This is a genomic window from Moritella viscosa, assembly GCF_900120065.1.
Lineage (GTDB): Bacteria > Pseudomonadota > Gammaproteobacteria > Enterobacterales > Moritellaceae > Moritella > Moritella viscosa.
The window spans coordinates 1-13,419 of sequence record NZ_FPLG01000102.1 but is presented as its reverse complement, the minus strand read 5'-3'; the positions used below and the strand labels follow the sequence as shown (position 1 = coordinate 13,419).

Here is a 13,419-nt window from a genome sequence, read left to right as displayed (position 1 = left end):
AGAGTTAAACAGACGCAGGCAGTGCTGCAGAAACAATAAATTGGCGACCATTAACAGCCAGCATCTCGGTATCAACATCATAGACTTGTTTAATTGAATCTACGGTTAACACTTTACTCGCAGAGCCCTGCCCAACAACGGTACCAGCATTTAATAGCAGTACTTCAGAAGCATGATTAAGAGCGAGATTAAGATCATGGATAGATGCAATGATCGTAACGCCTTGTTCTGAAAATTCTCTTAACATCTGTAGCACTTCAATTTGATGCTTTAAATCAAGCCCTGTTAATGGTTCATCCAATAAACATAAAATCGATTGTTGATTTAATAACGGTGATACTTGTACTAATGTACGGGCAATAAGCACCCGCTGCCATTCACCACCCGACAATTGATCGCAATTACGCTCAACCAGCTTGGTGATATCTAATCGAGATAATAATTGATTTATCACCCGACATGCTTCTTCATCTTCAAGGTTAATACCCAGAGGGTGTAAACCCAAAGCAACAAACTGATAAACCGGAATGGCGAAAGGTGGCGGAGATACTTGCGGTAACCAGACACGCTGGCGAGCCAACTTAGCAATAGGATAAGACGAAATAGAATGTTCAGCTAATAAGTAAGCACCTTTACATGGCTGTACATGACCAGCTAAGATGGAGAGTAATGTACTTTTACCACTGCCATTAGGCCCTAATAAAAACAAACAGCTCCCTTTATTTATCGATACATTAATATCATGTAATCGCTGCTGATAGTTAACATCGGTTAACGTTAATATTGGAGATGTCCCCATCGTATATTTTAATTTATCCATAATGATATGTAGCTATACTACTTGCTTTCGCAACAGTAAATAGATGAAAAAAGGGGCGCCTAAGCTTGCCGTGATCGCCCCTACAGGTAACTCCGCGGTTGCAAACATACTACGAGCAATTAAATCCGCAAGTAATAAAAAAGCCGCCCCCAACAATGCTGAAGCAGGTACAAGAAAACGTAATTGACTCGTCACTAATATACGTAAAATATGCGGGATCACTAACCCAATAAAACTAATTACACCCGCCATCGATACAGACACTCCGGAGAGTACAGCCACACATAAAATAAGCTGAATACGTAATTTAGGAACATCAATACCCGATTGAAAGGCACCCAGCTCACCAAACTGTAAAAGGTTCAGCGCATCAATACGGCGCATGATCCACAAAAAACTAAAACTCAAAGGAATGACGGCAATATAAATAAGTTCAGATCCATATGCTAAATTACCCATCATCCAATACAGCATTTGTCGCATGCTACTGTCATCTGAAAAATACAACAGCCAAGTCATAATGGCACCAGAAAAGATCCCGATCGCAACGCCAAGTAATAAGATCTTTGTGGTGGGTAAGTTATTCTTTGTCACTCGATAAAGTAAATACGTGACTAAGCTTGCCCCGATAAAAGCCGATAATGGTAAAATATAATGCTGTAGGCCCGCCCACTGTGGGAACAAAGTATCAAGGAAGACAATAGATAACACAGCAAACAAACTAGCAAACGATGAAATGCCGATAACGCCAGGCTCTGCTAACGAATTAGCGAGTAACACTTGCAAGATACAGCCAGCAACAGCTAACGCAGCGCCAACTAAAATTGCAGTTACAATACGTGGGAAACGTAAATCAAATAACACTTGTTGCTGTAAAGGTGATAAACCATCAAAAATATCATTAACGCTAATATTGAAACGGCCAGAGGCAAGCGAAATTAAAATAACGGCAATAAGAAAAATAAATAAAAATATCAGAGTGCTTCGACTTTTTAGTGTACTTGCACGCTGTAGCTTAAGCAGGTCGATCATAATTTAAGAAAGGATATAGAAGGATAAAATAGACAAGGTATCTCAAATAATGTCAGCGTGAAGCTTAAGCACATTTTAGATACCCTGTCAGAAGGCTGCGAATTAGATTGATTGACTTACAGCATCAATCAGCGCATGGGTATAGCCCATTTCAGCCATTAGTTGTGTAATGATATTACGTTTACGCCCCGTATTAGTGTTAGTAATAACCCAATATGGCGTATTCTCAATATGGCGAGGTTTAGTCGTACTACCAGCACTTAACAATTCACTTTCCGATTTTGCAAAGTAAATACGTTTACGGCCTTTAATATCAGTCGCACTATCAAACTCTTTCGGGTTTTCTGCATATAATACAGATAATATCTGTATAAATTTAGTCACCGAAACAGTCGTCTCTTTAAATTTCTTATTTTTAATAAGCTTATCGATACTGGCTGGCAGTGTAGAATGGCTGACAACCACAGGCTCTACAACAATCGGTGCAGATACAGGTGTCGGCTCTACTACTGCCGGTGAATTAGTTACCGTTTGCTTAGTCTCACTGTTGATGTTCTCTACAGGCTGTGGCAATACTTCAACATTTGTTAAATCTGCACAGTCACTATCAGGTACACCAAGTAAGCGACGTAAAATATCTGATGCACTTTCGCCAATATCTTTCGTTTGACTAGCAATATAACGATATAGGTCGTCTTCAAGCTCGATCATCTTCATATTTAACTAGTAAATCCTTGCTTATAAATTTAGTTTAATTATACCTTGTGAATAGATTTCTCTCTATGCTTATAGAAAAAATATTACCTCTGTGATGCATTTATCAACAATTCATACACGACAATGACGTAATTATTGCGGTAGAATCAGCCACAATAACGGAGAGATATATGTTACTTAATCACAAAATATACGGTCAGGGTGATCCTGTTATCGTTATCCATGGCTTATTTGGCAATGCAACAAACTTGGGCATGCTAATTAAACAATTAAAAACGGATCATCAAGTGATCGCAGTTGATGTTCGAAACCATGGTCTATCTATGCGTCATAATAGTATGCATTATGATGATATGGCAAATGATATTATTCAGCTGATGGATCATTTGACGATCGAACAGGCGCATCTAGTCGGTCATTCAATGGGTGGTAAGATCGCCATGCGAACAGCGCTTAATTTCCCTACCCGCGTAACCAGTTTAGCGATAGCCGATATTGCACCAGTTAATTACCCACCTCGACACGATAATGTCTTCGCAGGATTAAAAAACATTCCACTTGGCGATATTACCACACGTAGTGAAGCACAATCAAAGCTTGCCGAATATGTAGAAGAAGCAGGTGTTCAACAGTTTTTATTGAAAGGATTATATAAAAATGAGCAAGGACGATTTGATTTTCACTACGCGCTAGATACTATTATTTCTCAATACGATTCTATTTCTGACTGGCCGGAAATAAATAAACAGTATGATAAACCAGTACTATTTATTAAAGGCATGAATTCTGACTACATAACCAATGACCATAAACCAGCTATCGCTAAATATTTTCCACAAGCGAAGGCAAAACTAATACAAGGCACTGGGCACTGGTTACATGCAGAAAAACCGATGATATTTAACAAAATAATAGTCGATTTTTTATTTAGTCATTAGCCACATTGTGATATATTTGCACATTCGTACTCTAAGTAGATACTGTTACGTACTTTAGGTGAACATTGTTATGTTGTATGAATACATTGACTTAATTGAATCTGTCGGCACTAAATTGTTCTTTGTTGTGCTGTTTTTCTTAATTGGCATGGCAATTCACGACGTACTAAAAAAAGGTAACGTACCTCAGTTGGGACGTATGGCTGTTTGGTTTGTACTCTGCTTTGGTATGGCTGGTTTTGTTTTTTAAGAAGTATTGATCACTGTCTGGGAAACCCAGATTTAATAATTTCATCGTATTAACTGCAATGGCGAATATAACGTGGCAAAGGAAAGTTTCGATAGAACGACGATTGACCTTTTTGCTGAAGAAAAGCGTGCTGGAAGACCCAAAACCAATCCGCTATCACGTAAAGAGCAGTTGAAACAGAATAAACGTAATCAATTAAGCCGAGATAAGGCTAATGGATTCAAACGTATTGAATTAAAGGTCGAACAAGACTTGTTTGATATGTTAAATATAAAAGCAAAAAGTGCTAATATGACGCGCAGTGAATATATACAACAATTACTGCAAACACATATAGCGCAATAAGTTTAAATTAAAACTATTAGGATAATTTAAGAATGGCTAGCGTAGGCTTATTTTTTGGTAGTGACACTGGTAACACTGAAGTAGTTGCTAAGATGATCCAGAAACAACTGGGTAAAAAACTTGTTGATGTTAAAGATATAGCAAAATCAACAACGACAGATATTAACGAGTTCAGCCTATTAATTTTAGGTATTCCAACTTGGTATTATGGCGAATCTCAATGTGATTGGGATGATTTTATGCCTTCACTAGAAGAAATTGATTTTTCTGATAAGCTAGTTGCAATCTTTGGTTGTGGTGACCAAGAAGATTACGCTGAGTACTTCCTTGATGCAATGGGCACATTACGTGACGTTGTTGAAGCAAAAGGCGGTACATTAATCGGTGAATGGTCAACTGAAGGTTATGATTTCGAAGCATCGAAAGCACTCACAGATGACAACCACTTTGTTGGTTTAGGTATTGATGAAGATCGTCAACCAGAACTAACAGCAGAACGTGTTGAAGCTTGGGTAAACCAAATCCACAGCGAAATGTGTCTTGCAGAACTAGAAGACTAATCTTTTAGTTTATACCCTAATAATTTTTAGCTGCATAATCAGCAGCTAAAAATAATGAGGGTATATCAAGTAAAGGGTAAAGTGGTGTTTTACCGTTATTTACCTTTTACTTCTACTTATCCCTTTCTCCAATACAGCCATACTAACGCGTTATTATGCGACCGCAGTTTCAGATAAACAGTACTTTTCTTTTTTACGAATATATAATGTACGTTTTATCTTCGCGACTTCCGTACCATTTGCATCTTTAATTAACACATCAAACTGTGGAAATATTTTCCTACCCGTTTTTGTTGCGTCTCTAATATCAGCTATCTGTTGAGGGCTCAGCTCGAATTCAGCCAGTAATCGTTCCTTACCGGGTGCAATGTATTCAATTTCAGCTGCTTTATCCCACACAACGTATTCTTTACCTAAAATACCCATGAACATAAGTGGATAAATCGGATCTGTCATCGAAAACATACTTCCACCATACTGAGTACGATTCGCATTCTTGTTCCACCAACGGAACTTTAGTGATACGCTACAACGTAGGTAATCCGCTGATAATTCATCAATACGAATACCAGCCCCACGAAAAGGGGGCCACATATTAAGACCTGATTGAATCACTTTTGAATATTTAAATAATTGTTGCATTACATCCCCACTAAACAACAATAGGCCGAACCAGACCAGAAGAATGCAAGATTAACACTTAATTTTTTGTATTTAAATCCCGCTTTAACAAATATGAGGTTTATTGTTTTTGCGTCTCGTCATATAATGGTTAAGAATGTAAAGAAAATATACTTTTCTCTATTTTAAAAATGAGTACGTTATGACTGATAGAAAAACCGCATTAAAAAAAGCAGGATTAAAAATAACACTGCCAAGAATCAAAATTTTAGAATTATTACAACTCCCTAGCAGTCAGCATACCAGTGCCGAAGAACTATACAAACAATTGCTCAGCAAAGGTGAGGAAATTGGGCTTGCGACAGTATATCGGGTTCTTAACCAATTTGATGACGCAGGTATTGTTACTCGCCATTATTTTGAAGGCGGTAAGTCTGTTTTTGAGCTTGCAACTCAAAACCACCATGACCACCTTGTATGCCTTGACTGTGGCCACGTAATTGAATTCCATGATGACCTGATCGAAGATCGCCAACGTGGCATTGCAGCAGAAAATGATATGACATTACAAGCCCACAGTTTATACTTGTATGGCCGTTCATTAGATGGCAAGTGTAATCATAAATAATTACGCACTAAACAGTAGATAAACAAAAAGGAGCCTATAGCTCCTTTTTTTTGCCTTTAAATAACACCAAGAAATAAATATTATTCCTTGGTGTTACGTGAGTCCTATAAAAAGACTTAGCCGCGTAAAGATACTGTACGGTTAAATACAAGTTTATCCGCTGTTGAATCTTTACTGTCTGCACAGAAGTAACCTTCACGTTCAAACTGGTATGCGCTTGCAGGTTGTGCAGCAACAAGGCCCGGTTCAACTTTAGCTGTTTTGATAACAACTAATGACTCTTCATTCAATGCTTCTTCTAATGTTTCAACACTTGCAGGATCTTCTATTTTAAATAGGCGATCATAAACACGTACTTCCGCATCAACAGCATCAGCAGCTGATACCCAATGAATAACACCTTTCGCTTTACGACCATCACTTGGGTTCTTACCTAGTGTTTCATCATCGTAAGTACAGTGAATTTCAATGATATTACCCGTATCATCTTTTACAACTGCATCGGCTCTTACAATGTATGCATTGCGTAAGCGAACTTCTTTACCTAATACTAAACGTTTATATTTCTTGTTCGCTTCTTCACGGAAATCCGCACGATCAATAAATAGTTCACGACTAAATGGTAACGTACGAGAACCCATATCTAGTTTAGGATGCGCAGGAGCAATTAATTGCTCGGTTTGATTTTCTGGATAATTAGTAATGACTAATTTAACCGGATCAAGAACCGCCATTGCACGTGGTGCTGAATCTTCAAGATCTTCACGGATACATGCTTCTAGCATCCCCATTTCGATCGTATTGATTTGTTTAGTCACACCAATACGTTTACAAAATTCACGAATTGACGCAGCTGTATAACCACGACGACGTAAACCAGCAATTGTTGGCATACGTGGATCATCCCAACCACTTACATGGTTTTCTGTCACTAATGCATTAAGCTTACGCTTAGACATCATCGTATATTCAATATTCAAACGTGAAAATTCATATTGACGTGGACGACAATCGATTGAGATATTGTCTAATACCCAATCATAAACACGACGGTTGTCTTGGAATTCTAATGTACAGATAGAGTGAGAAATACCTTCTATCGCATCAGAAATACAATGCGTGAAATCGTACATTGGATAAATGCACCATTTATCACCTGTTTGGTGATGATGTGCACGTTTAATACGATAGATAACGGGATCACGCATACACATGAACGATGACGCCATGTCAATTTTTGCACGTAGACAACATTCACCATCAGCAAAACCAGCATCACGCATTTTGTTAAATAGCGCGAGATTTTCTTCAATGCTCGTTTCACGATACGGGCTATTTTTACCCGGTTTATTTAGCGTACCACGGTATTCGCGTGTTTCTTCTGCATTCAAGAAACAAACATAAGCTTTACCCACTTGAATCAGTTCAACGGCATACTCAAATAATTTATCAAAGTAATTAGATGAGTAGCGGACTTCACCATCCCAATTAAAACCTAACCACTTTACGTCTTCTTGAATGGCATGAACGTAATCAATGTCTTCTTTTTCTGGGTTAGTATCATCAAAACGTAGATTACACTGTCCCTGGTAATCGTCAGCAATACCAAAGTTCAAACAAATAGATTTGGCATGACCAATATGCAAAAAGCCGTTCGGCTCTGGCGGAAAACGCGTATGCACATTCGTATGTTTGCCGGAATTTAAATCTTCATCAATAATCTGACGAATAAAGTTCGTTGGGCGTACTTCAGCCTGACTCATTCCTTACCTCAAACAGTAAATTTTTAATAAAATAGTGAACAATGATCTATCAAAATTGCCTCAGACACAACAACTAAATGCTAATGCAGGTCAGTTTGGCTTGTTCAAGGGTAATTAACCTTACTCTTAATACAATCACCATCACAACACTGTTTAAAACGTCACCAGCCGCAGATTTATTACCTAGACTCAGGATAACTTAATAATGGCGGAAAATAGTATGTATAAATGGTCAATTTCACCCGGCTTTACATTAATCGAATTGCTTATAACTATGGCCATCGTGGCTATTTTAGCCGGTATAGGGCTCCCTAATTACCAACACTACACGTTAAAAACACATCGTGATCAAGCCAAAATGACATTAACAACAATTAGCTTATTAGAAACCGATAATTATAGTCGGCATCACGAATATATTGAATTGCATAATTTAGCGATTGATCTTAGTAGTGAAACTTACCAATACAGCATAAAGATCACAGCAAATAATCAGTACCAAGTGATTGCGACAGCGATAGGTAATCAGCGCAGTGATAGCCACTGCCGAAAATTGAGTTTAGACCATAATTTAACGCGATTACCGAAAGTATGCTGGTAATAAAAAGAAGATATATAGAAAGTAGCCTTATCTAAATAATAAGGCTGAACTTACGATGAATTACTGTTGGTTTTCTGATTTATTTTTAATTTCAGCGTTAGCAACACTCATTGTCGTCGTTTTGTTAATTAGGTTAATCAATAGCATTGAACGCTCTAATCCATCTTTGCATTGATAAATAGCCTCAATACCTTTAAAAGCACCGTCCTGAATAATCACTTTTTCGCCTTCGGTAAATAAGGTGACTTCAATTTCAGATTTATCTCGACATTGTTGTTTTGCTTTTAGCTCTGCAACCAAATTATCAGGTACTTTGGTATAATTTGCACCGCACTTAACAAAATCAATAACCCCACGGGTAGAACGAATACTATTAAAATTAGCCGTCTGCGTATCAATTTCAACAAATAAATAATTAGGAAAAATGACCACATCTTTACATACAAGTTTATTTCGTACTTTTTTTTCCATTTTCATCGTTGGATAAAAACTTTTAATCCCTTGATTTTTAAGATTAGTTTGAGCTCTAATTTCTTCCTTTCCTTTGCAGTACAGCAAGTACCACTCATTTTTACTTTCCATCATTTAAACTTGATTATCCTAACCATGATTACAATCCAATATTACGTTAAAAAATATTAAATTAAAGTCTAAATTAGAATCAGCATTAAATGCACATATATCAACCATAAATAACCATAAATAACCATAAATAACCATAAATAACCATAAATAACCATAAGAATAACATGCAGTTAACATTGATAAGACAAATGTTGAACAAGGACTAAAATTATGTAGACTGAGCTCTTATAATTGATTTTTACACTTGTTAACAACTAGTAAAAGGGATATAAAAGAATGAATAATCTGATAATAGAGCAATTATCAGCATAAAATTATAAAAACAAATATAAAACAGGCGATATTATGAATCCTAATAATTCAGATACATTTATGGGACACCCAAAAGGTTTATTCCTTTTATTCAGTACAGAAATGATGGAACGCTTTAGTTATTACGGCATGCGTGCAATTCTTGTTCTTTTTCTGGTTTCAATAACTCAAGACCAACAAGCGGCAGCATTATTAACCGATCCGAACTACCAAGGTGGTATTCCTGGTTTAGGTTGGACCCAAGCAGATGCGCTTTCTCTTTATGGTACATACACGGGTTTAGTATACATCACCCCACTTATTGGTGGCTGGTTAGCAGATAACTTCCTAGGGAAACGTAAAAGTGTTTTAATTGGTGGCGTATTAATGGCATTAGGCCAATTCGCATTATTTGTACCAGACTCTATTTTACCATTAAGCAATACAGCTAGTCTTTATCTTGGTCTTGCATTCATTATTGCTGGTAATGGTATGTTCAAACCTAATATCTCCACGATGGTTGGTGACCTGTATGAAGAAGGCGATAATCGTCGTGATGGTGCATTTACCATCTTCTACATGGGCATTAATATTGGTGCTTTCTTATCTGGTATCATCGTTGGTGCAGTCGTTGTTTACACTGGCGATTATAAGTATGGCTTCTTAATGGCTGGTATCGCGATGGTATTAAGTGTTGTCTTACAAAAATTATTCGCTAATAAATACCTAGGCAATATTGGTATTGAAGCAGCAGCGAAGAAAGAATTGGCTGCAAACAAAGGTAAAAAACAAACTTTAACAGCCGTTGAAGTGGATCGTATTAAAGTGATCTTAATCTTGGGCCTATTTGTGATCATTTTCTGGGCTGGTTTCGAGCAAGCCGGTGGTCTAATGAACCTATATGCTAATGATTATACCGACCGTATGATCGGTAATTTCGAAGTGCCTGTTGCTTGGTTCCAATCACTAAACCCATTCTTTATTATTACCTGTGCACCTATCGTCAGTATGCTTTGGATTAAAATGGGCCCGAAAGAACCAACATCACCCGTTAAATTTGCAATGGCATTATTAATGCTGGCGATTGGTTTTGTTTTCATGATCTTTGCAACATTAGAGCAAGGTGGAGATTTAACAGTTAAAACAAGTATGTACTGGTTAATTGGTGCATATTTCTTCCATACTATGGGTGAATTGTGTCTTTCTCCAATCGGTCTATCTATGATCACCAAGTTAGCACCATTACGCTTGGCATCACTGATGATGGGCGCATGGTTTGGCTTTAACGCGATTGCAAATAAAGTTGCAGGTATGATTGGCGCACAAATCGGAGAAGCAGGTCCAATAGCTATCTTTGGCGGTATTGCAATAGCAGCTGTCATTTCATCTCTGATCCTATTTGCATCTGCACGCAAGCTGATTTACTGGATGCACGGTGCAGAAGGTCAAGTTATTACGCAAGAAGATACTACGAATCAAAAACCTGTTGCAGCAATAGCTTAACACTGAAAATCTGATTTAAAGAAATGTAAAAACAGCCTCATATGAGGCTGTTTTTTTATATCTGCGATTTTCATGATAAACTGGGTTAATCGTTAGTCGTGAGCCAAAACTTTATGAAACAATTTAATGAATTTATTCCCCTGATCGTCTTTTTCGTTATTTATAAAATGTACGATATTTATTCCGCCACAGCAGCATTAATCATAGTAACGGCATGTACATTACTCTTTAGCTGGTATAAATACCGTAAAGTTGAAAAAATGCAATTAATCACGTTTGCAATGGTGACCGTGTTTGGTGGCATTACCTTATTTACGCAAGATTCGAGTTTTATTAAATGGAAAGTAACCGTTATTTACTGCCTATTTTCAATTGTTTTATTGGTTAGCCAATATGCCTTCAAACAAAATTTACTTAAAAAGATGTTAGGTAAAGAAATGGTTTTACCTGAGTTTGTGTGGTCACGTGTGAATACAGCATGGGCAATATTCTTTCTCTCGCTTGCTGGTTTAAATCATTACATTGCGTTTAACATGTCAGAAGAGTTATGGGTTGATTTTAAAGTCTTTGGCGTACTGGGGATCATGTTAGCCTTTACGGTGTTAACAGTCATTTACCTATACCGTTATATGCCTAAAGAAAACAGCAATAATAAATAAGCTTAAGTAAGTATCAGGTATCGTATTTGATTAAAAACCTATGAATTAAATACGATGCTTCTTCTCAATCCCCCCTTTCAGATCCCTATTACTTTCCTAATACTGACAATTTGAGCCCCCGTATAATTTCGTCTATGAGCATGTGATAGTTCGCACAACTAACTACTTAGCGGTAACAACAATGTAAAATCACACTACAATTTTATTCTGAACATACAATATCATCATGACTATGAAGGAATATCAATGTTGAAAAAAATTACTCGCTTAGCACTATACGTCGCAGTTACTGCACCTTTATTTATTTTACCTCAAGCAAATGCAGAACAAGTAAAAACACTTTCTAATATAAATAATGAGCATGTACTCATCACCCCAACAGAAACGACAGCTTTTGATCTCAGCCATTCGTCAATTTCACGTGACGCATCATTAATGCCACTAAATATTAATACCGCGAATGAGCTAGAGCTTACTGCTTTACCTGGCATAGGAAAATATAAAGCTGTGCAAATAATCCAATGGCGTGAACGTAACGGGGAATTTAGAACAATAACAGACTTAGTGAGAGTCAATGGTATAGGAAAGGTAACTGTTACAAAGTTAGTGGGGAAAATTAGTGTAACAGACTTATAAACACCTCTCAGTACGATTATTAGCGATAAAAAAGCCTGAAGCATAGCATTCAGGCTTAATTCGTTAATGCTTATTAAACACTTAGTTTGATACGTTAAAGTTCAACATACGCTTTAACGGGATAAGTGCTTTAACACGAATTTCTTCATCAACGAAAATCTCATGACCTTCATCATTAACCAATGAATCTTCAATCGTTTGTAGGCCATTCATCCCCATCCAAGGACACATTGCACAACTACGACAACTCGCACCATTACCACCGGTTGGAGCCGCTATCATTTCTTTTTCAGGACACGCTTGTTGCATCTTAAAGAAGATACCTTTATCCGTAGCAACAATCAGTTTTTGTTGTGGCAGTTCTTTTGCTGCTTTAATCAATTGGCTCGTTGAACCAACCGCATCTGCAAGATCGATTACATCGGCAGGTGATTCAGGATGAACCAGAATCGCGGCGTCAGGGTTCTCTTCTTTCAAGCGTTTTAATGCAGATGCTTTAAATTCATCATGGACGATACAAGCACCCTGCCAGCGAACCATTTTAGCGCCAGTTTGCTTTTCAATCCAAGCACCCAAATGGCGATCTGGACCCCAAATTAATTTTTGACCATCACAATCAAGGTGATCAACCACATCCAATGCAATACTTGATGTTACAATCCAGTCAGCGCGTGCTTTAACGGCAGCTGACGTATTTGCATATACCACAACGGTGTGATCAGGATGTGCATCACAAAATGCTGAAAATTCTTCAACAGGACAGCCAAGGTCCAATGAACAAGTTGCATCTAATGCAGGCATAATAATACGTTTGCTTGGTGCTAAGATCTTCGCCGTTTCACCCATAAAACGAACACCAGCAATAATTAGCGTTTTAGCTGGGTGGTTATTCCCAAAGCGAGCCATTTCCAAAGAATCAGCAACACAACCGCCAGTCTCTTCTGCAAGTGCTTGAATTTCAGGATCGGTATAATAGTGTGCAATTAATACTGCATCTTTTTCTTTTAAAAGCAGTTTAATGCGGGCTTTATAGTCCAGTTTTTCTTGTGCCGATAACGGAACTGGTTTTTTTGGGAATGGGTATTCCATTTCTACTACATTGGGGATCATAGCTAATTACTCAGAGCTCAAAAAATATATCTTCGGGCATTATACATGGCATTGTCATGAAAACGTAATTTAGCGTGATTTTTTTTCGGCGAATACAAAAAAGCCTCGCTATTAGCGAGGCTTTTTTGTTTTATTCTTGGTGCTACTTTTCTCTATTCTAACGAAAATAAGTAGTGATAAAGTGGTGGGCTGTGAAGGATTTGAACCTTCGACCAATTGATTAAAAGTCAACTGCTCTACCAACTGAGCTAACAGCCCTTTTACTTTATTTCTTCTATCAAGGATTCCTTAAATAGAAGTCTTGTAGATTATGTTCTAATGACATAACACCACAAATAAGTGGTTGCGGGAGCCGGATTT

The 13,419-nt window shown here is 37.5% G+C and carries 16 protein-coding genes and 1 tRNA gene; 9 read left to right on the top strand and 8 right to left on the bottom strand.

Features of this window, described 5'->3' with window-relative positions; all coding sequences use genetic code 11:
• Positions 1 to 4 precede the first annotated feature (4 nt).
• From BT797_RS15840 to seqA, 3 genes are all read right to left on the bottom strand, one after another.
• Positions 5 to 820, bottom strand: a complete 816-nt coding sequence (locus BT797_RS15840) for an ABC transporter ATP-binding protein (protein ID WP_244534204.1) — start codon at positions 818 to 820, stop codon at positions 5 to 7.
• A 12-nt stretch (positions 821 to 832) separates the two neighbouring features.
• Positions 833 to 1,852, bottom strand: coding sequence for a vitamin B12 ABC transporter permease BtuC (gene btuC / locus BT797_RS15835; protein WP_075472726.1), 1,020 nt, complete (start codon positions 1,850 to 1,852; stop codon positions 833 to 835).
• A 102-nt stretch (positions 1,853 to 1,954) separates the two neighbouring features.
• A complete protein-coding gene (seqA, locus tag BT797_RS15830; RefSeq protein ID WP_045111122.1) occupies positions 1,955 to 2,569 on the bottom strand; it encodes a replication initiation negative regulator SeqA in 615 nt (204 codons plus the stop codon).
• Positions 2,570 to 2,739: 170 nt separating this feature from the next.
• On the opposite strand from seqA, the gene BT797_RS15825 reads away from it, so the two are divergent.
• From BT797_RS15825 to fldA, 4 genes are all read left to right on the top strand, one after another.
• Positions 2,740 to 3,507 carry an alpha/beta fold hydrolase gene (locus BT797_RS15825; RefSeq protein ID WP_075472724.1) on the top strand — a complete coding sequence of 256 codons (768 nt, stop codon included), beginning with the start codon at positions 2,740 to 2,742 and terminating at the stop codon, positions 3,505 to 3,507.
• Positions 3,508 to 3,577: 70 nt separating this feature from the next.
• Positions 3,578 to 3,757 (top strand): DUF2788 domain-containing protein, encoded by a 180-nt coding sequence (locus BT797_RS15820; RefSeq protein ID WP_075472722.1) that lies wholly within the window; start codon positions 3,578 to 3,580, stop codon positions 3,755 to 3,757.
• 72 nt (positions 3,758 to 3,829) lie between these two features.
• A complete protein-coding gene (ybfE, locus tag BT797_RS15815; RefSeq protein WP_045111125.1) occupies positions 3,830 to 4,102 on the top strand; it encodes a LexA regulated protein in 273 nt (90 codons plus the stop codon).
• 32 nt (positions 4,103 to 4,134) lie between these two features.
• Positions 4,135 to 4,662, top strand: a complete 528-nt coding sequence (fldA, locus tag BT797_RS15810; RefSeq protein ID WP_045111126.1) for a flavodoxin FldA — start codon at positions 4,135 to 4,137, stop codon at positions 4,660 to 4,662.
• A 153-nt stretch (positions 4,663 to 4,815) separates the two neighbouring features.
• Here fldA and BT797_RS15805 read toward each other — a convergent pair whose 3' ends face one another.
• Complete coding sequence (locus BT797_RS15805; RefSeq protein ID WP_045111127.1) at positions 4,816 to 5,304, bottom strand: DUF4442 domain-containing protein; 489 nt, start codon at positions 5,302 to 5,304, stop codon at positions 4,816 to 4,818.
• 181 nt (positions 5,305 to 5,485) lie between these two features.
• Here BT797_RS15805 and fur point away from each other — a divergent pair, with 181 nt between their 5' ends.
• Positions 5,486 to 5,911, top strand: a complete 426-nt coding sequence (fur, locus tag BT797_RS15800; protein WP_045111128.1) for a ferric iron uptake transcriptional regulator — start codon at positions 5,486 to 5,488, stop codon at positions 5,909 to 5,911.
• Positions 5,912 to 6,027: 116 nt separating this feature from the next.
• Here fur and glnS read toward each other — a convergent pair whose 3' ends face one another.
• Positions 6,028 to 7,674 (bottom strand): glutamine--tRNA ligase, encoded by a 1,647-nt coding sequence (gene glnS / locus BT797_RS15795; RefSeq protein WP_075472720.1) that lies wholly within the window; start codon positions 7,672 to 7,674, stop codon positions 6,028 to 6,030.
• Between the two features lie 205 nt (positions 7,675 to 7,879).
• Here glnS and BT797_RS15790 point away from each other — a divergent pair, with 205 nt between their 5' ends.
• A complete protein-coding gene (locus BT797_RS15790) occupies positions 7,880 to 8,275 on the top strand; it encodes a type IV pilin protein (RefSeq protein WP_280173726.1) in 396 nt (131 codons plus the stop codon).
• 60 nt (positions 8,276 to 8,335) lie between these two features.
• On the opposite strand, the gene rfaH is transcribed toward BT797_RS15790, so the two are convergent.
• A complete protein-coding gene (gene rfaH / locus BT797_RS15785; RefSeq protein ID WP_045111131.1) occupies positions 8,336 to 8,860 on the bottom strand; it encodes a transcription/translation regulatory transformer protein RfaH in 525 nt (174 codons plus the stop codon).
• 345 nt (positions 8,861 to 9,205) lie between these two features.
• Here rfaH and BT797_RS15780 point away from each other — a divergent pair, with 345 nt between their 5' ends.
• The 3 genes from BT797_RS15780 to BT797_RS15770 all read left to right on the top strand — a co-directional run bounded on the left by BT797_RS15780 (position 9,206) and on the right by BT797_RS15770 (position 11,949).
• Positions 9,206 to 10,654: a peptide MFS transporter gene (locus tag BT797_RS15780; protein WP_045111132.1), complete on the top strand. Its 1,449-nt coding sequence runs from the start codon at positions 9,206 to 9,208 to the stop codon at positions 10,652 to 10,654.
• A gap of 113 nt (positions 10,655 to 10,767) precedes the next feature.
• On the top strand, positions 10,768 to 11,313 hold the full coding sequence (locus BT797_RS15775; protein WP_045111133.1) for a septation protein A: 546 nt from the start codon (positions 10,768 to 10,770) through the stop codon (positions 11,311 to 11,313).
• A gap of 246 nt (positions 11,314 to 11,559) precedes the next feature.
• Complete coding sequence (locus BT797_RS15770) at positions 11,560 to 11,949, top strand: ComEA family DNA-binding protein (protein WP_045111134.1); 390 nt, start codon at positions 11,560 to 11,562, stop codon at positions 11,947 to 11,949.
• 81 nt (positions 11,950 to 12,030) lie between these two features.
• On the opposite strand, the gene nadA is transcribed toward BT797_RS15770, so the two are convergent.
• Both nadA and BT797_RS15760 read right to left on the bottom strand, forming a co-directional pair.
• Positions 12,031 to 13,038 (bottom strand): quinolinate synthase NadA, encoded by a 1,008-nt coding sequence (gene nadA / locus BT797_RS15765; protein ID WP_045111135.1) that lies wholly within the window; start codon positions 13,036 to 13,038, stop codon positions 12,031 to 12,033.
• Between the two features lie 203 nt (positions 13,039 to 13,241).
• Positions 13,242 to 13,317 (bottom strand) — tRNA-Lys (locus BT797_RS15760).
• Positions 13,318 to 13,419 lie beyond the last annotated feature (102 nt).